Annotated in this window: 14 protein-coding genes and 1 other annotated feature; of the genes, 13 read left to right on the forward strand and 1 reads right to left on the reverse strand. The window is 50.8% G+C overall.

The window, feature by feature from the left end:
* The first annotated feature begins 127 nt into the window (after positions 1 to 127).
* The 13 genes from BN1189_RS07020 (at position 128) to BN1189_RS15825 (ending at position 17,994) form a co-directional block, all read left to right on the forward strand.
* Complete coding sequence (locus tag BN1189_RS07020) at positions 128 to 1,144, forward strand: nuclease-related domain-containing protein (RefSeq protein WP_257125439.1); 1,017 nt, start codon at positions 128 to 130, stop codon at positions 1,142 to 1,144.
* 41 nt (positions 1,145 to 1,185) lie between these two features.
* Positions 1,186 to 1,449, forward strand: coding sequence for a hypothetical protein (locus BN1189_RS07025; RefSeq protein ID WP_040226836.1), 264 nt, complete (start codon positions 1,186 to 1,188; stop codon positions 1,447 to 1,449).
* Positions 1,450 to 2,181: 732 nt separating this feature from the next.
* The gene (locus BN1189_RS07030) at positions 2,182 to 4,149 is read left to right on the forward strand and encodes an alpha/beta hydrolase family protein (protein ID WP_257125440.1); all 1,968 of its coding nucleotides are present in this window, start codon (positions 2,182 to 2,184) and stop codon (positions 4,147 to 4,149) included.
* A 413-nt stretch (positions 4,150 to 4,562) separates the two neighbouring features.
* On the forward strand, positions 4,563 to 4,784 hold the full coding sequence (locus BN1189_RS07035; RefSeq protein WP_040226839.1) for a hypothetical protein: 222 nt from the start codon (positions 4,563 to 4,565) through the stop codon (positions 4,782 to 4,784).
* A gap of 136 nt (positions 4,785 to 4,920) precedes the next feature.
* Positions 4,921 to 5,475 carry a GGDEF domain-containing protein gene (locus BN1189_RS07040; RefSeq protein ID WP_082194175.1) on the forward strand — a complete coding sequence of 185 codons (555 nt, stop codon included), beginning with the start codon at positions 4,921 to 4,923 and terminating at the stop codon, positions 5,473 to 5,475.
* Between the two features lie 120 nt (positions 5,476 to 5,595).
* A complete protein-coding gene (locus BN1189_RS07045) occupies positions 5,596 to 6,081 on the forward strand; it encodes a hypothetical protein (RefSeq protein ID WP_040226842.1) in 486 nt (161 codons plus the stop codon).
* A gap of 359 nt (positions 6,082 to 6,440) precedes the next feature.
* Positions 6,441 to 7,604, forward strand: coding sequence for a PDDEXK-like family protein (locus BN1189_RS07050; protein WP_052455717.1), 1,164 nt, complete (start codon positions 6,441 to 6,443; stop codon positions 7,602 to 7,604).
* A gap of 303 nt (positions 7,605 to 7,907) precedes the next feature.
* Positions 7,908 to 9,836 carry an ATP-dependent nuclease gene (locus BN1189_RS07055; RefSeq protein WP_040226843.1) on the forward strand — a complete coding sequence of 643 codons (1,929 nt, stop codon included), beginning with the start codon at positions 7,908 to 7,910 and terminating at the stop codon, positions 9,834 to 9,836.
* 230 nt (positions 9,837 to 10,066) lie between these two features.
* Positions 10,067 to 10,116: a sequence feature (23S ribosomal RNA rRNA prediction is too short), on the forward strand.
* An 818-nt stretch (positions 10,117 to 10,934) separates the two neighbouring features.
* Entirely contained in the window at positions 10,935 to 12,260 is a 1,326-nt protein-coding gene (xylA, locus tag BN1189_RS07065; RefSeq protein WP_040226846.1) for a xylose isomerase, read from the forward strand.
* A 10-nt stretch (positions 12,261 to 12,270) separates the two neighbouring features.
* Positions 12,271 to 13,770: a xylulokinase gene (gene xylB, locus BN1189_RS07070; protein WP_040226848.1), complete on the forward strand. Its 1,500-nt coding sequence runs from the start codon at positions 12,271 to 12,273 to the stop codon at positions 13,768 to 13,770.
* Between the two features lie 149 nt (positions 13,771 to 13,919).
* Entirely contained in the window at positions 13,920 to 15,359 is a 1,440-nt protein-coding gene (gene xylE / locus BN1189_RS07075; RefSeq protein WP_040226851.1) for a D-xylose transporter XylE, read from the forward strand.
* 101 nt (positions 15,360 to 15,460) lie between these two features.
* Complete coding sequence (locus tag BN1189_RS07080) at positions 15,461 to 16,702, forward strand: ROK family transcriptional regulator (protein ID WP_040226852.1); 1,242 nt, start codon at positions 15,461 to 15,463, stop codon at positions 16,700 to 16,702.
* A gap of 452 nt (positions 16,703 to 17,154) precedes the next feature.
* Positions 17,155 to 17,994 (forward strand): hypothetical protein, encoded by an 840-nt coding sequence (locus tag BN1189_RS15825; protein ID WP_143242265.1) that lies wholly within the window; start codon positions 17,155 to 17,157, stop codon positions 17,992 to 17,994.
* A gap of 37 nt (positions 17,995 to 18,031) precedes the next feature.
* Here the strand turns inward: BN1189_RS15825 and BN1189_RS07090 are convergent, their stop codons facing one another.
* The gene (locus BN1189_RS07090; RefSeq protein WP_052455718.1) at positions 18,032 to 18,634 is read right to left on the reverse strand and encodes a TetR/AcrR family transcriptional regulator; all 603 of its coding nucleotides are present in this window, start codon (positions 18,632 to 18,634) and stop codon (positions 18,032 to 18,034) included.
* Positions 18,635 to 18,640 lie beyond the last annotated feature (6 nt).

Here is an 18,640-nt window from a genome sequence, read left to right on the forward strand (position 1 = left end):
CCTTTTCCCCCACCCCTCAAAATCCAATTTTGCCCCCGAAAACGCAGTCAAAATCCAAAAATCGCGATTCGCCAAATGCCCGCCTGTCCTGCTATGGTGTGCCTAAAAGGGGATGGCCCGATTGAAAGTGTTCCGAAAGTACCCGCTCTACCTTCACGCGCTTAAACGCCTGGAAGCCTACCTGCCCGATGGCCACTGGAAGCTCGAGGAAATCCAAGAGGAGATCTACCGGCAGGAGGCCGGCTACAGCGGGGAGAAGGCGGTGGACAAGGAGATCCGCCGCACCCGGCTCGAGGGGCCGGCGCAAGTGCTGACGGATCTGCAGTTCCAGGACGGACCGGACCGGGAGCACCTCATTCAGATCGACACGCTGATCCTCACCGCGAAAGGCATCTGGATCCTCGAGGCCAAGCGATACCGGGGCAAGCTCCGCTATCAGACGGCGCCAAGAAGGCTGGAGCGCCACGACGAAGACGGCTCTGTCCTCACATTCGACTGCCCGATCCTGCAGCTCGAGAATCAGATCCGCGCAGTGAAAAATTGGCTGAAAGAGCGCGACATCCATCTTCCGGTCTCCGGCAAGGTCGCATTCGTTTCCCGGAACACATGGGAAGGCCTGCCGTCCGACGCCCCGATCATCCCGGCGAAGGAAATCCCGGCCTATCTCGAAGGGGAGTACCAAAAGTGGGGAGAGGTGATCAGTCCCGGAACATTCGGCCGGATCGCAGTGGAAATGGCGCTGGAACGAAGCCGATTCAACCCGTTCCCGCTCTGCACCTGGTTCAAGATCGATCCGAACGACCTGAAGCGAGGAATCCTATGCCCGGCATGCAAGGTGAGCACAAACCGGAAATCACAGCGTCGATTCCACTGCCCCGGCTGCCAAGTCATCCTGCAACCCGACTACGGCGCCAAAATCCTCGACTGGTTCCTGCTCGTGTACCCGACCATCACGAACTACCAATTCCGCATCTTCGCGGGGATCCAGCGGCAGCAGACTGCCAGCCGGCTCCTCTCCGAATTCGAACTCGTCAAAATCGGGAACTCCGTCAACACATGCTTCACCGTCAACCTGTTCGAAGACCTCGACAGCAAACAACGGCTGAAAAAGCGAAGGAAGGCGCAAGAAGACCTGCAAGCCTGATCCCCAGATGTGACCGCCTGGACCGGAAAGGAGGTGATCCGATGACAACACCTGAACAAACCGCAATCGAACTCACCATGAAGGCGATGGACAACGACTACATCATGAAGAAATACCCGGGCGACTACGAAGACCGGGAAATGGCCGCCGTCTACTACACCGACCTGAACGCCAGACTTGCCATGGAGTTCCACCGGGTGGTCCTGGCATACCTGAAAGGGGAGAAGGTGCCGGACCGGCCGCCCTATCCCCACAGCCTGTCACACAAAATAAGGCATTTTGACGAGTGGGAAGACGGGTATTGATCATCAAAAATGAGCAGAGGCATCATTGCCTTTGCTCATTTTCTTGCAGCTCCAGAAAAACTGACCCTGGCAATCAAAAAGGTACCCACTCACCCTCGAATGTTACCCACTCGACCGGAAAAGCTACCGACTCGCGCCCGATTGCCACCGACTCGACCGGAAAAGCCACCGGCTCGCATCTGTTTGCTACCGACTCGGCCTCAAAAGCCACCCACTCGCGCCCAACCCCCAATTCCCTTACTCTGCTATGAAGCAACCGGTAAAACCCGGAGGTCCAGGCGTCTACACCCTGTTGGGTCGGCATGCCCTGGTCGTCCAGGTAGTCGCCAAGCTCCGATATACAGGATGCTCTGTGTTTCGGCATATGTTTGGAACGGGTTGATCTGGGTGGTGTATAAGTGGGCGTTCGGGATTGGAGGCGGAGGACCAATACTGTCCGAGGACAAAGAAACACTCTAGACAGCGCTTTCATTGAATGATAGAATCTTATTAAGTTAATAGCCGCAGGGAGAATCAGAGAACAGGCCAAAATCTTTTTTAAGGTTTTTGGTGTGTTCTTTTTTGTCTTTTTTGGGCTAATGGACGCATTCAGAAGGGGGTGAGGCGTTTTTCAGGTGAGTATAAGCATGGGGTAAGCCTGCTTTTCTTAACAATTGCAGTGAAACGGAGCGGAGGGGAATTGTGAAAAAGTTAAGAAGTCCTGTTAGTTGGTTGATTGTCTCTCTATTGTTGATGTTGGTCGGAAGTCTTCTGGCTTCTCATTTTAACCGGTCAGGCGGGGATGTCGATGTCTCGCGCGTTTATTTCGAGACGCCGAGCGGCGAGCTTTCCGGTCTGCTGTATAAGCCGGATGGGGCGGACGGGGAGCCGAGGCCGACCATCATTGCGACGCACGGCTATCTGAATTCGGCGGAGATGCAGGATGCCCAGGCGATCGAGATGTCCAAGAGGGGCTATGTCGTCCTCGCGCTGGATCTGTATGACCATGGGCATTCCACGAACACCGCGGAGAAGGAGGTCGAGTTCTTCTCTTTTTGGCCGCAGACGATGTATGACGCGGTGCAGTATATGTATGATCAGGATTTTGTGCTGAAAGATGAGGCCGGCAACGGGATCATCGCTGTTTCCGGCCACTCGATGGGCGGCTTTTCTTCCACGCATGCCGTCATGCTGGATGAGAAGGATGTTGCGGAAAATGGGTTCCGGAAGATCTATAGTTCCCTGACATTCGGTTCGGACTACTGGTGGCTGACGACGATGGGGTACACCCCCGAGCAGATCAATGCCGCCTATGCCGGGCGCCCGACCGGGAAAATTGCCGGCCGGTACGATGAATTCTTCTTCGACCGGGATGCGGAGTTGGCGTCCCGGACAGTCGTCGAGAAGGATTACGTGAATACGGAGGAAGGCAGCGGGTTCCTCGGGAATCCGGAGAATCCGCAGGCCGGGGTCCTGTACGAGGTGGACGGCGGCAAACGGGTGATCTACCAGCCGAATGAAACTCACCCATGGAACCACTTCTCGAAAACGGCCACCGGAGATGCGATTGACTTTTATGATGCGGCCTTCCAGGACTACAGCGGCCTTGTAACGATAGGGGAAGACGGGCAAACCTGGATGTACAAAGAGTATGCATCTTTTATTGCGCTCATCGGGTTCTTTCTTTTCTTCATGCCGTTCATCTTGCTGCTGTCAAAGCTGCCTTTCTTCAAGGGGATCCGTACCCCGCAGCCGCGCATTACGGCAACACCGAAGTCGGCCGGTGCGAAAGCGGCGAACTATGCGCTCCTCATTTTCGGCGGTCTGTTCCCGGCGCTGTTCTTCACCGCTCTCTATAGCGGGGATCCATCCGGGGTGAGAATCCTGACCCAGGCTAGTCTCGTCCTGGCTTTCACGTTTGCGGTTGTTCTGATCGTTGGCTTTGTGAAGGGGCAGGAGCGGGATATCCGGTCGTGGGCTCTGATCATGCTTGTCCTGAGCGTGATCCAGCTCGTCCTCCTGAAAAATCAAGAGACCCTCATTGCGGTCAATTCGTTTTTCGGAGCCCCGACGGTGAATCCGATCCTCTACTGGGCGGTTAATGTCTCGATCGTTCTTTTGATGTTGCTGATCAGTTCTCATTACCTTATGAAGAAGCCGGACGGAGCGACGATTGCCGGTTATGGCGTGAAGGCGAGCGTGAAAACAGTCGTCGCCGCCCTGGGGACCGCGGTCATCGCGGTTGCTGCCGGATACGGAATCTTGTATGCCGTGGATGCGGTATTCAAGACGGACTTCCGACTCTGGACAGTTGCCGTTAAAACGTTCGAGCCGCAGCATCTGGTCGCTCTGCTGAAGTATGCGCCGCTGTTCCTGATCTACTACTTCATCGTCGGCGTCTCGGTGAACATGAACACCTCCGGCGAGAAGTTCAACGGATTCAAGGGATACGTCGCGGCGATTCTGCACTTCGTCGGTGGACTGATCTTATACTTGATCTACCAATATGGATTGCTCTTTGCAACCGGAACAGCCGGTTACCCGTCGGAATCGCTGTCTTCCATAATTGTCATCGGACTCGTCCCGGTCCTGTCCGTCGCTGCGGTCTTCAACCTGTTCCTCTACAGAAGGACGGGGAATGTCTACACGGGCGCATTCCTGAATGCCGTCTTGATGACGCTGATCACTCTTGCGAACACGGCGCTGTATACGGTGTTGTAAGAAGGAGCGGCATTTGGCTCTGGTTGCAGCTCAGGGTCAGGTGTGATTGCGGTGACTGTAGGCTGCTGATGGCGATCTCTTTTCGGATAAATCGATTGAAAGAAGGCCTTGTTCAGGTTTTGAACAGGGCTTTTATTGTGGGGATTTTTAGAAATAACCCGTTCGGCATTTTTCGACAAAATTAGCGGTTCTATCGCCGCCTATTATCTTGAAGTTCAGGTTGTTTGTTAAGGGGATTAGCGGTAAAATAACTTTAGCGTTAGTGGTAGAATGTTCCTAATTTTGATTTTGGGTTTTGGGTATATCGGCTTATCTCCGAGTGGGAATTCTGTTTAACTGAAAAGGAAGAGAAGGCGAAAAGACATGGAGGATCTTGAGTTTTTGGAGAACGGAGCGGTTGAGGGAGCTCAGTCGTGGAGACGGGCCGGGGAGAGGACGGCTTGTTCATCGTCATCCTCGGTGCTGGGGATGAGGAATCGCTGGAAGGGGCGGAGGCGCAGGAATTCGCCCGGCTGATCGCCGCCCGCAGACGCTACCACCTATGCGTCTCGGCCGACTGGATCGAGCCGATTGGCGGAAGTCTGTCGAATCAGCGCGCTTTCTGTTTCACAAGAGCTGACGGGAAGCGGCGCTGATGCTCAGATCCCGGCGTTCGCCCCGCAAGGATAAGAAAAGCAGAAAGCCTGTCACCGCCACGCCCGTGACAGGCTTTCTTCACAGATCAAGCCGCAGACATCCTGTCGTCAACCGCACATTTAAGGAGAGACAGCCGTGAAGAGGTCATTGAAGATCCTGCTCTATGCCTTCGGGCGGCAGTGGGTCAGGAGAGAGAAGGAATTAAGACGGCTTCGCCGGCTCGCCTACGAAGATGAACTGACGGGAATCGGAAATCTGCGGGCGTTCCGGGAAGGAATGACCCGGTTGATGAATGCGGGGGAGCGGTTTGCGCTGCTGTATCTGGACCTCGACCGCTTCAAAGAAGTGAACGACCGGTTCGGCCACCTCGCCGGAGACCGCGTGCTCAGGGAAGTCGCGGCTGTGCTAGGTGAATTGGCAACAGGCCGCACCCGTGCCTACCGCCTCGGCGGCGACGAATTTGCCCTCGTTGTCCCGGCGGATGGGGATACTGGGGCCGTCATGGAGTCGTTGAGGCGTGAATTCACCTCATCGAACCGCCTCCGGATCGGCGATCTGCATGTCGGTGCATCGGTAGGTGTTGCAAGGTTTCCGGAGGACGGGGGGACCTGTGAACAGCTGATTGGGTGTGCTGACAGGGGGATGTATGTGGAGAAGGGGATGCGGGGGTTGGGGGAGGGTGTGGGGTGAGGTAGAGATTTGGTGGTGAGGTAGGCTAGTGTGGATTACTTAGCGGTTCTGGTAGCTAGTGCTGAATACATAGCCAGTCACAAGGGAGAGCGAGAAGTGTATGGAAGGAGAATCAGCCTTATGCCAAAGATAAACAGTAAGATGAGAGTGCCTGACCCGTTCGTCATGAATGAAGACACAGTGAACATTGTGGTAGCTGACTTTTTGATAGGACGGGGATTTGAATGTGAAACGCCGCTTAGCGGAAGGCAACCAGGTATCGATGTGAAAGCGAGAAAGGACAGCCTGGAAGTATTCGTCGAGTCCAAAGGCTCTCAGAAGAATGGCGCGAGTGCAGACGAAGTGTTTGATGGTGCCCAAATTGTCAATCACCTGGCCAGACAGATCCATACACTGATGAAGTACGCAACCAAACACGGGGACGGCCACTTGTATGTTCTGGCCAATCCCGATATCGAACGGATTCGTAACGAGTATGCGAAAGTCAAAAAGACAGTGGAGAAGCTGAGGTTTGTCTGCATGTGGGTTCAGGAAGACCGGACGGTTCAAGTGGAAGGGCCGGAAGAGATGGAAGGATTGTTGGTGAGTTGTGGTTTGAGAGGATGATGATTTATCCGCAAAGGGAAGAAGGGCATGGCCTTATAGGGCGCAGATAAAAAGTTGTGGAGAATATGATATTGAGAGAAGTATGCAACAGAAGTAATGGTCTTCTTCGATGAGAGGGAACGGCTGGAGCAGTTATTTGAATCATGAGGGTAAGGGTAGAAAGGACATTTGCGGCTTTAAGATTCGATTGGCAAGGCGATGTAAACTAATTGTGAGGGCTTGAGATGAATTGATATATCGGGCAGTTCTAGGGGAGTAGTAGGAAATTAGCAGGGAAGAGAGGGAATTTGGTGGGCTGGGTTTTCATTCGTTCCGGTGAATTTAATAGAAATGTGGAAATCTGAAGGGGAGAGATTACAATGAAGAACCAACAGGCGGTTGAGGCGTTGGTGTTGGATTCAGCGTGGATCAGCAAACTTGAAGGGGAAAATGAAGAGATCAATATTTTTGAGACGCTGGGCGTTGTTCATAAGGAATTGCAACATAGCAATATGATTGGCTGGTTGTTGTCGCCTAAAGAAAATCATGGCTTGGGGGATGTATTCTTAAGAACCTTCTTGTGTAGGGTGGCTGGAGACTTTGTTGCCGACTTAACGGACGAGGAAGAGACAGCATTGAATCTTGGATCCTTTACTTGCCGAAAAGAATACAGGCAGATGGATCTCCTGCTGACGTCTGATACCGAGAGAGCCGTTATCGTGATTGAAAACAAAATCTGGAGCGGGGAGTCAGAGCACCAACTCGGGAAATATCTACGGCAAGTTAAAGAAGAGTTCAAAGATTATCACCAGCTCTGCCTGTTCCTCACTCCAGATGGGCGACCGCCGAGTGATCAGGTCAATTGGATAGGCATCTCTTATGAGGACATCTTAGAAGTACTGGAAGAAACCTTAGAAATCCAAGAGAGACAGATTAGCCCTGATGCAAAGTCCATCCTTAGACAATATATCCAGACAGTGAGGAAGCATATCGTGGGAGACGCAAAGCTAAAAAAGTATTGCCAGGAATTGTACTTTAAACATCGCAAGGCCTTTGATCTCATATTTGAATATAAACCAGACTTAGCCAGGGAGATCTCAGATGCGTTGCAGAAAGAATTGCATGGCAAGGTAGAGTTGGATCAGTCGACAAAATCCTATATTCGCTTTACAACGAAAGATCTAGACTCTCTTACACCTAAAGGAAGCACCTGGACAAACAGCGGTCGGATGCTGTTGTTTGAAATCCAAAATAGATCCGGCCGACTTGACCTAAAATTGATCATCGGGCCAGGGGATCCGGAGGACCGGCGGAAACTCTTTGCGTTAAAAAAGAGTAAGCCAGACGTAATGATCGGTGCGTCGAAAAGCCTTCAAAAGAGTTACACTCAGCTATACAAAACAGAACTCGTCCCGATGGAGTATATTACCGATCATGAGAGCGAACCTGACATGGTGATTGATGAGGCAGTTAAGTCTGTAAATAAGTTTATCAACATAGAAATGAAGAGAATCGAAAAAGTAATTATTGATTTCTTAGGTTGATATTATGTTTTAGAAAGAAATGCAACCGCTCAAAAGAATATTACCTGTTTCAAAAAAAGTTTGTTTGTTATTTTCGAATGTTATGAAAAGTTAGAGAAGGATTATCATAATTGCCACGCGCTATATCTACCCGAACTAATTATCTAATTCTTTCGGTTAAATAGAAAACTGAGTGATATACTGGTCGTTTGATTGAAGATGGATGGAATAGTATCGGATACAAATTTGAAAGGAGGGGTTGTGGTTTCTGTTGGTATAGGTGTAGTGAATTAAAACAGTAATTCCATGAAAGGGGAATCATCGATGAGAATTAAAGAAATAATAATAAGGAACTTTAAAAGTATAGGGTGCATAGAGCCTTGTAAAATCATATTCCCTAATGTTAATGATGAAGGGTCTTCTGATTTTATTACAATAATAGGAGAAAACAATATTGGGAAGTCATCCATATTAGAAGCTCTAAAGCTATTTTTGCCTGAAACGGACTTACCTAGCAATCCAACAATAGATATGTTTCCTAATAAAATTGTACCAGAAAATGAAGAAGACTATATGGAAGTGATGATCACTTTTGATGGGTTTAATACCGAGGATATGAACAATACTCATATTAAACCGTACGTTCATAGAGGCGAAATGCGTATTAGAAGGATTTGGTCAGGTCCTGATCTAAGAGATAGTGATGTGCCTTTTGAGGCCTATATCCCGAAAAGAACCTTAAGTGAGATTAGTCACGAAGCACCATGGAAGGAGGCAGACTTTGCAGTTTGTGATGAAAAACTAATACAATTACATAAAAGTTTTTGCGTAGAGAAAAAGTTGAAGTCAAAAACAATCACTGCTGCAAAACAAGAAGAATTTATAGACTTCGTATTCTTAAATGACTCAAGTTTAACAGTCGATGGAGTAGTGGAATGGCGTAAAAACCCAAACGGTTTATCATCTATATTACGTTCAATCATGCCCAAGGTGATATATGTGCCAGCGGTTAAGCTTACTAATGAGGAGGCGGATGCAAAGAAAACAAAGTCAGCAGCAAGTCAAATTGTCTCTACATTATTTGAACATCATCTTAATGAGACTGACGAAATACAGAACTTTAAGAGTTCGCTCTTAGCTATTCAAAGCATTTTTGATGAAGAAAACCGACATACTGAAGTAAAAGGACTAGAAAAACGAATTGGACGTAAACTAAATCGACTAATGGACGATATTGAAGTTAACTTTAAGTTTGACATTCCTGAGGTTATGGAAAACCTGTATATGAACTCAGCTATCCAACTAAAGCGAGGTTCCTTGATGACTCATCCTAGTCAACAGGGAAATGGGTTGCAAAGGATGCTAATCTTATCGCTATTAGAAATTCTAGCTGAGCAACTTACTAATCATAGTATAGATAGTGAAAGGCAGCCAGGTTCAGAAGGACAATGGAAAAGGAGTTTACTCTTCTTAATTGAAGAACCTGAAATTTATCTGCATCCTCATTTGCAAAGAAAAATGAGAGATTCGTTAATACAAATTTCAAAACACTTTCTTTCTCAAGTGATATGTACTTCGCACTCAGAAAACTTTATAGACTTGGCAGATCGTCACCAAGGTCTTGTGATATTAAGAAAGGGAGAGGACCATTTAACCTCGGTCACTCAGGTCTCTGAAAATATATATAATGGCGAGGCTGCTGGAGAAATGAGAGATCGAATGAGAATGCTACTAAACTTTAATACATCAACATTAGAAGCATTTTTTGCAAGAAGAGTAGTACTCGTTGAAGGTGATTGTGAAGTCGCAAGTGTATATGCAATAAAAGAACGTTTGAAACAGAAGTACCCACAAGCGGCAGATGAATTAGAAGCATTGGTGAAAGAGGTATCTGTAATCCCATGTAATGGTAAACTGACTCAAAAGGCATATTATACTGTTCTTGAAAACTTCGGTATTGACTCTTACTTGGTTCATGATTTAGATGGTATTGAACAAGATCAAGGCTCAAATCTAAATATCCTAAATACTATTGGCAGTGAGGAATTCCGTCTCACTCATAATAGGAACTTTGAGCATTTTATATTTAATGAAGAATGGGAGAATGACAAGCCATGGAGAGCTACAAAAAAAATTAACGATCAGTTCGAATTATACGAGGATAAGCTTTTGCGTTTTTTCAGCTTTATAATTGAAGAGAATAAATTTAATTACTGGATGGAACATGCTAAACAGACATTAGTGGAAGCATAAAATATAAGGAATTAGAAAGATGCCGCTGCTCGATATAGTTGGCTAGATTACTCCCTATAACTTTTCGGCACCAGAATCCGGAAGGCTAAAGGTCATACCGACCATTTCGGTGATTTTCAAACCTACGAGCAACACTTCACTCATCAGTGCGAAAGTTTGGCAGGGTTTAATAAAACAGTAATTGAATTTTATGAAATTCATTTGTATAATAGAATTAAGCTAAGGAAAGTGGATGTAGGCTTAGAAGCGGCCATCATTTAAAGAGTGCGTAATAGCTCACCTTGTTAGCCACACCAAACTAACAGGGAGAGAGTATGAATGTCAATAATGCATAAGAGAATTACAGTCGTGGTCGTAGTCGTTTTGCTAGGTAGCATTACAGGCTTTCTGCAACCAAAGGTCTTGCTAGAGTTGTTTAACATAGCTAACATGAACCAGTTCATGGTTGTAGGATTGCCGATCATTTACCATCATCTCACAGAAAATGAGTTTATGGAAAAATGATTAAAGGATAAATAGAATAGGGTGTCGTAAACTATGATTTATGATGCCTCTATCTATGTCCTCCATCAAGCTTGGACATTGATAGGTTAACTAAATATTAATTATTAGTTAGTTATTAAAAAAGCTTGCGTTTTGACTGTTCTTCTCTTACAAGCAATTGATGTTCACAACTCCTCCTTGAATAGCCGCCATATCTAGTGATATTGGCGGCTTTTGGTGTTTTTAAATAAGAATGTGGTTATGTTCTTAAATGGGCTGTTTTATAGATTCGGAATACAGGTGAGGAAGATAGGCATGGATGACATTTTGCCGATGTCCATGTCCTGAATCTTGTGTTGTCCATTGAGGTGTCTTTAGCACTGTGAAGAAAGCGATAGTTCCCTCCGTAGCCATTGAAGATATACAAGAGATGAAAATACTGCTGCCCACGCTTAGTAACCACTTTATCCTATACAGTCACATGGCGCGAGGGAGAGAGCATGCTCGTTCAAAAAAATCTATCATTTTATTGACAACGCTTTCACCAGAATATACACTTTGTTTATATCTTAAACAAAGTAAAATTCACTTGTCTGTTCAGAAAGGAGCTTTTCGATGTCTTATTTCTCTGATCTTCCGAAGGTGGTTTATGAGGGGCCAACTTCTGATAACCCGTTTGCGTTCAAGTTTTACAATCCCGACGAGGTGGTCGGCGGGAAGACGATGAAGGAGCATTTGCGGTTCGGCGTGGCGTATTGGCATACGTTCACCGAGGATTTGTCGGATCCTTTCGGTGCCGGCACGGCGATCCGGCCGTGGAATCATCTGTCCGGCCTTGACCTGGCGAAGGCCCGTGTGGAAGGCGCATTTGAGTTCTTCGAGAAGCTCGGGGTTCCGTTCTTCTGCTTCCATGACGTGGACATTGCGCCGGAGGGGGAGACGCTCCGGGAGTCGAACGAGAATCTCGATGTGATTGTCGGCATGATCAAGGATTACATGAAACACAGCGACACGAAGCTGCTTTGGAACACGGTGAATAACTTCAGCCACCCGCGGTTTGTTCACGGGGCGGCTTCGTCGAACAGTGCGGACGTATTCGCCTATGCGGCGGCGAAAGTGAAAAAAGGACTTGAAGTCGGCAAGGAGCTGGGCGCGGAGAACTATGTGTTCTGGGGCGGACGTGAAGGATATGAAACGCTGCTCAACACAAACATGAAGCTTGAACTCGACAATCTCGGCCGGTTCTTCCACATGGCGGTCGACTACGCGAAGGAAATCGGCTTTGACGCCCAGTTCCTGATCGAACCGAAGCCGAAGGAGCCGACTTCCCACCAGTACGACTTCGACGTGGCGAGCGGCTATGCATTCCTTCAGCATTATGGACTCCAGGACCGGTTCAAATTCAATATCGAAGCCAACCATGCGACGCTGGCGGGCCATACGTTCGAGCATGAACTGCGCTACGCCCGGATCCACGGGATGCTCGGATCGGTCGATGCGAACCAGGGCCACCCGCTGCTCGGATGGGACACCGATGAGTTCCCGTCCGATCTGTATGCGACGACACTCGCCATGTACGAAATCCTCCAGAACGGCGGGCTCGGCCGAGGCGGTCTCAACTTCGACGCCAAGGTCCGCAGGGGTTCTTTCCAAAAAGACGACCTTCTGATCGCGCATATCCTCGGGATGGACAGCTTCGCGGCCGGGCTGAAAGTCGCCCAGAAGCTGATCGACGACCGGGTGCTTGAGCGGGTCGTGGAAGACCGGTATGCGAGCTTCTCCGAAGGGATCGGCAAGGACATCGTCGAAGGACGCGCGGATTTCCGGACACTTGAAGAACACGCGCTCGGCCTGAAGGAGATCGGCAACGGGTCGGGACGGCTCGAGCAGATCAAGTCGACGATCAACCAGTACCTCCTGCGCACGTTCGCAGAGGAATGAGGGAAAGACGATGGGTTATGTGATCGGGATTGACCTCGGAACGAGCGCGGTGAAGGCGCTGCTCGTCGACCGGACCGGCGAAGTCGTCAGCGAGGCGACGCGCGCCTATCCGCTCATCCAGGAAAAGTCGGGCTACAGTGAACAGGATCCGGAAGACTGGGTGCGGGCGACGATCGTTGCGCTTGCCGAGCTGACGGAGAACTTTGGAGGCAGCCGCGAGGAGATCGAGGGGCTCAGCTTTTCCGGGCAGATGCACGGGCTGGTGCTGCTGGACGGGGACAAGCGGGTGCTCCGCAATGCAATCCTTTGGAACGACACCCGCACGACTGCACAGTGCACGGAGATCGAGGAGCGGGTCGGCCGGGAGCGGCTGCTGGACATCATGAAGAATATCGCCATGGAAGGGTTCACCTTACCGAAGCTGCTTTGGGTGAAAGATCATGAACCGGCTGTTTTCGAGCAGGCGAAGCTGTTCCTCCTGCCGAAGGACTACGTCCGCTACCGGCTCACCGGCAGCGCCGAGATGGACCTGTCCGACGCGGCGGGGACGCTGCTGCTGGATGTCCGGAAAAACGAATGGAGCGGGGAGATGTGCCGGCTGCTCGGCCTGAACGAATCACTTTGCCCGCCGCTCGTGGAGTCGCAAGATGAAACGGGCCGGCTTCTGCCGGAAATGGCGGCGATCTTCGGACTCTCGCCGAACACCCGCGTGTTTGCGGGAGGCGCGGACAATGCGTGCGGCGCGATCGGGGCCGGCATCCTCGAGGCAGGGAAGACACTCTGCAGCATCGGCACGTCGGGCGTCATTCTCTCCTATGAGGAAGATGCCCGCCAGGACTTCGGGGGCAAGGTCCATTACTTCAACCACGGCGCGCCCGGGAGCTACTACACGATGGGCGTGACCTTGTCGGCCGGGCACAGCCTGTCCTGGCTGCGCGACACGTTCGCTGAAGGCGTTTATTTTGAAGAATTGCTGCGGGACGTCGGGTCGGTGCCGGCCGGTTCGGACGGGTTGCTGTACACGCCTTACTTGTCCGGAGAACGGACGCCGCATGTGGATGCGTCGATTCGGGGGAGCTTCATCGGGATTGATGCTTCCCACAGGTTGCGGCATTTCACGCGGGCGGTGCTCGAAGGCATCACATTTTCGCTGAATGAATCGATCCGACTGTTCCGAGATAACGGCAAGACGGTCGACACCGTCGTCTCCGTCGGGGGCGGTGCGAGAAATGCGGCATGGCTCCAGATGCAGGCAGACGTGTTTGGAGCGACCGTCGTGAAGCTGAAAAGCGAGCAGGGGCCCGGCATGGGTGCCGCGATGCTTGCCGCGGTCGGCTGTGGCTGGTTTGATTCGCTGAAGCAATGCGCGGACGTGTTCCTGAAGCCGGATGCGGTTTACCGGCCGGATCCGCAGACGGTCGGGATTTATGAAGAGGTGTTCGACATCTACCGGGATCTGTACCCGGCGACGGCGCCGATCAGCCGGCGTCTCGCCAAGTTCCGGAAGTGAAGAGGATTTGCATTCCCGCGGGAGACGGGTCTTCTGCGGGATGGCTTGCCGGCGAGAAGAAAGCGCTTTAACGGTTTGGGACGCAACAAACGAAGGGAGGAGAGGGGGATGGTCTTTGCCGGGTGCAGGGGCGCCATTCTCCGGTTAGGATGAAAAGCCAAAACAGCAACCGATACATTGTGTTCATTACGCTGATCGCCACGCTTGGCGGCCTGCTGTTCGGATATGATACCGCGGTAATTTCCGGTGCGGAGCAGTCGCTGCAGAAGTATCTGATCGACAGTCTCGGCCTCAGTTCATTCGTCCACGGGTTCACGGTTTCCAGTGCGCTCATCGGGTGCATCATCGGGGGAGCGGTGTCCGGGCTGTTCTCGAACAACCTCGGCCGCCGGAACTCGCTCATCGTCGCGGCGCTGCTGTTCACGGTGTCGGCACTCGGCTCGGCTTATCCGGAGCTCCTGTTCTTCACGAAAGATGAGCCGACGATCGGGCTGCTCGTCATGTTCAACATCTACCGGATCCTCGGCGGGATCGGCGTCGGCCTCGCATCCGCGATTTCCCCGACGTACATCGGTGAAATCGCCCCGGCCGCCATCCGGGGGAAACTCGTGTCGTGGTATCAGTTCGCTGTCATCTTCGGCATGCTCGTCGTCTACTTCGTCAACTGGGGCATTGCGAGCGGGCAGACCCGCGAATGGATCAACGACGTCGGCTGGCGGTTTATGTTCGCCTCCGAGACGATCCCGGCGCTGCTGTTCTTCTTCCTGCTGTTCTGCGTGCCGGAAACCCCGAGATTCCTCGCATCCCGGAACCGGAATGACGAGGCGTTCAATGTGCTGCAAAAGCTGAACGGCACGAAAGAAAAGGCCGAAAGCATCCTGCTGGAAATCAAGGCGTCGCTGAACGCGCCGAACCGGTCCGGCAAGCTGTTCTCATACGGCCGGACAGTCATCATTGTCGGCATCATGCTGTCGATCTTCCAGCAATTTGTCGGGATCAACGTCGCGCTCTACTATGCGCCGCGGATTTTTGAAAGCATGGGCGCTGGGCAAAGCGCCTCGATGGTCCAGACCGTTGTCATGGGACTCGTCAACGTCGTCTTTACGGTGATCGCGATCATGACGGTTGAGAAATGGGGGAGAAAGCCGCTCCTCATCATCGGCTCGATCGGCATGGCGGTCGGCATGTTCGGCGTCGTGGGACTCGCTTCATTCCACGTGATCGGCCCATCGACGCTCGTCTTCATCATCATTTACACTGCGTCGTTCATGATGTCCTGGGGACCGATCTGCTGGGTCATGCTCGCAGAGATCTTCCCGAACAAAATCCGCGGACAGGCGATGGCGATCGCCGTCGCCGCGCAGTGGGCTGCCAACTTCTTCATTTCGTCCACCTACCCGGCCATGATGGACTTCAGCGGCGCCCTCACGTACGGATTCTACGGGCTGATGAGCGTACTGTCCGCCTTGTTCGTCCTGAAGTGGGTGCCTGAAACGAAAGGCAAGACGCTCGAGGAACTCGAAGGTCTCTGGGGAGAAGAGGAAGAGGAAGTGGCTTCCGGCGGCATGAGTGAAGCACGCCATAGCTGAAGGAAAGAGCCGGAGAGCGGGTAGTGCGTTCTCCGGCTTTTTCTGTCGGCGGGGGAAACGTGGTATTCTGGTTGATAACAGGCAGGAGCAGGGGAGGACATATGAGGCAGATTCAGACAGGCAACCAAGCAATGGTGAAAACCATCAACAAGTCCATCGTCCTGGACTTGATCATCCAAAACGGCCCGATCTCCCGGGCGGACATTTCCAAAGAAACCGGACTCAACCGCGCCACCGTCTCGACGATGGTCGCCGAACTGATCGAGGACTCGTTCGTGTTTGAAATCGGAGAAGGGAAATCAAGCGGCGGCCGCAAGCCGGTCATGCTTTATTTCAACGAACGGGCCGGATTTGCGGTCGGGATTGACCTCGGCGTGAACTATCTGCTCGGCGTGTTGACGGATCTGAACGGAGCGGTCGTCGAAGAAATCTCGGTGCCGCTCTCGGACCGGGAAGAAGAACGGGTGATGGAGGAACTGGAAGTGATGGTGCGCAAGCTGATCGGGCGTGCTCCGGAAAGCCCGTACGGCGTCGTCGGCATCGGCGTCGGCGTCCCGGGAATCGTCGACCGCGAAGGCAAAATCCTGTTCGCCCCGAACCTTGGCTGGCGCGACGTCGAACTGAAACCCCGGCTCGAGCGGACATTCGGCGTCCCCGTCCAGATCATCAACGAAGCCAACGCCGGCGCAAACGGCGAATGCCTATACGGCGCCGGAAAACTCGCCGCCGACCAAGTCTACATCTCCATCGGCATCGGCATCGGCGCCGGCATTATCATCGACGGCCAACTCTACTCCGGCAAAACCGGCATCGCCGGAGAAGTCGGCCACATGACCATCCAAGCGACAGGCGAACGGTGCCGGTGCGGCAACTATGGATGCTGGGAGCTGTATGCGTCGGAGAAGGCGTTGCTGGGGGAAGTGGGGGAGGGAGAGAGCGGGGTGAGTGGAGTGAGTGACAGTGCGGGGGACGGAGCGGGCGGTGTTCCGGGTGAGCGTGTTGCGGCAGAGGAAGGCGACCGGCTGGAAGCCATCCTGGCACGTGCCAAAGCCGGCGACCCGCACATCCTCAAGGCGCTCGAAAAGGTTGGCGCCTCCATCGGCATCGGCCTCATCTCCATCATCCACGCCTTCAACCCCGACACCCTCATCATCGGCAACCGTCTCGCCCGGTTCGGCGAATGGCTGAGAGAGCCTATTGATCGGGTGCTGGAAGAACGACTCGCCACCCATCAAGGCGAAACACCAGAGATTCAATTCTCCTTGTTGGGACGGGATTCATGCGCCGTCGGAGCGGCGGCGTTTCGGATTACCGGGTTTTTGGAGAAGTTGGGGGCGGAATAGCAAGGTAAAAGATATTGACACGCTCGGCAAGGGTAATTAAGAGACATAATGAGCGGCTCAAAGCATCAGCCAACTGGCGGTGCTTTGAGGCGTATAAAAGATAGTCTTATTCATCCGACGAGTAACTGCCATGGGAATTAAAAATAGGCATGACTTGAATATAGAACGAGTAATACAACTTATGTTTTGATGGTTTACCGTCTAGGTCCTTTTATATGGGACTGAAGCTAAAGGAACATAGAATAGAAAACATGGCCAATGGTTTCTCTAACTAAGTTCTTCTAAGCGAAACCACCACCATAATTAAGCTGAAAGTGCAAATAAAAAAGTTGAAAAGCCCTAAAAATTCATTGCTATCAACTACAAATTATTTTACTATTAGATATATTTTTGGTATTATAAATCAAACTGGTGTTCTTAGATTTATGATATATAGATAGGGTGGGATTCCTATGAAGATTACTGAGGCAAGGTATCACGAGAATGGGAAGGTTCATATGATTGCCCTTAATCAGATGACAGTGCGTAGATATGAAAATCATTACAAAGGAAAACTGTATTGTCCTACACCCGCTTGTTCTGCCCGTGTTACATTCTGTGCTGGCCGCACTCCGTACTATAAAACATGGAATCTGGATAATCATTCAAACAACTGTCTACATAAGTTCGAGAGAATACCAAAGCAATTTGGAACCCATTCCGGCGAAGTTTTCATCGTTAATCTCAGCAGGAAGCGTCGTAGCGATGCACTGAATGAGGCATATAGATTATCGCTGATGACAGATGAAGAAATAGATGAAGCAAGAGCCAGAAGAAAGGCTTCAAGGAAAAACAAACAACAAGAAACAACGAGTGATAAGAAGATAATAAAACCATCTATACAAACTTCATTGTTTGATGGTGAAGAAGAAGAGAAGTTAAAGGTTCGCGGTAAAAACATCATGAAACGAGACGTTGATCGTATTACGCAGAATGACATAGGTGAAATCCGCTTAGTAACTGGATTTGTAGAGAAAATCGACCTGCTTGATAACGTTGCTACTTTTATGGTAATGAAGAATGGGGCTACAATTAAAGTATTATTTGAAGAAGCATTCGTTGCCGATCCGGAAAATAAGGCTTATCTTAATAACTTCCATGTGCCTAAGAGATATATCGAGAAAAATGGAAGAGCTATTTTTAATGGTATCGGTGAAATCAGGACGAGGGAAGATCAGCTTATACTAACGTTATATCATGGAAACGACTTCTATTTTGATGGTCATAACATGCTAAGATTGGGTTTTGCGTAAACTTTAACCGCTACCGGATTAAACGGTAGCGGTCTATTTATAATTCGCTTCTTTTTAGCCCCTCCAACACCACCCCAAACAGCACTCGCTGCTCATCCTTCAACGAAATCCTCCCCCGGTTCAAGCTCCAGTTATACAGAACCCCCCGCATGGCATGAATCAGCACGGTGACAATCTCATGTGCCGTATAGCCCGGTTTGAATTCCCCGTTGTCGACGCCTTCCTGGCACAGTTCCAACAGAATCCCGTACAGCGGCCGGTCCGGATTCAAGAAGTAAGAGGATCTTTCCGTGCTCAGTTCCTGTTCGTAAATCGTCCGAGTTACGTCCCAGCCGATGTCATTTTGAATATAGGTCATTTGAAGATCGAGGAACAGGGCGAGCCGGTCCAGGACCGGTTGTTTGGCGTCGAGCCGGGGGACGATGTGGTCGACGTAGAATTGGTCGATTTCCTTGAATTGCTCGGCGAAGACTTCGTGTTTGCTCGTGAAGTGGTTGTAGAAGGCGCCTTTGGATGTGTTGGTTTTGGCGATGATTTCGTCGACGGTGACGTTGTTGAAGCCGCGTTCGTGGAACATTGCAATGGCGGTCTCGGTGATTTTGCGTTTTGTTTCCTGGCCTCTTTTTTGACGGGCATCCATATAATC

This window comes from Bhargavaea cecembensis (genome assembly GCF_000826125.2).
In the GTDB taxonomy this organism is placed as follows: Bacteria; Bacillota; Bacilli; order Bacillales_A; family Planococcaceae; genus Bhargavaea; species Bhargavaea cecembensis_B.

Coding starts and splice junctions, on each gene's coding strand:
- BN1189_RS07025 (WP_040226836.1), top strand. CDS start 1,186: ATGACAACACCTGAACAAACCGCAATCGAACTCACCATGAAGGCGATG.
- BN1189_RS07030 (WP_257125440.1), top strand. CDS start 2,182: ATGTTGGTCGGAAGTCTTCTGGCTTCTCATTTTAACCGGTCAGGCGGG.
- BN1189_RS07045 (WP_040226842.1), top strand. CDS start 5,596: ATGCCAAAGATAAACAGTAAGATGAGAGTGCCTGACCCGTTCGTCATG.
- BN1189_RS07050 (WP_052455717.1), top strand. CDS start 6,441: ATGAAGAACCAACAGGCGGTTGAGGCGTTGGTGTTGGATTCAGCGTGG.
- BN1189_RS07055 (WP_040226843.1), top strand. CDS start 7,908: ATGAGAATTAAAGAAATAATAATAAGGAACTTTAAAAGTATAGGGTGC.
- xylA (WP_040226846.1), top strand. CDS start 10,935: ATGTCTTATTTCTCTGATCTTCCGAAGGTGGTTTATGAGGGGCCAACT.
- xylB (WP_040226848.1), top strand. CDS start 12,271: ATGGGTTATGTGATCGGGATTGACCTCGGAACGAGCGCGGTGAAGGCG.
- xylE (WP_040226851.1), top strand. CDS start 13,920: ATGAAAAGCCAAAACAGCAACCGATACATTGTGTTCATTACGCTGATC.
- BN1189_RS07080 (WP_040226852.1), top strand. CDS start 15,461: ATGAGGCAGATTCAGACAGGCAACCAAGCAATGGTGAAAACCATCAAC.
- BN1189_RS15825 (WP_143242265.1), top strand. CDS start 17,155: ATGAAGATTACTGAGGCAAGGTATCACGAGAATGGGAAGGTTCATATG.
- BN1189_RS07090 (WP_052455718.1), bottom strand. CDS start 18,634: ATGGATGCCCGTCAAAAAAGAGGCCAGGAAACAAAACGCAAAATCACC.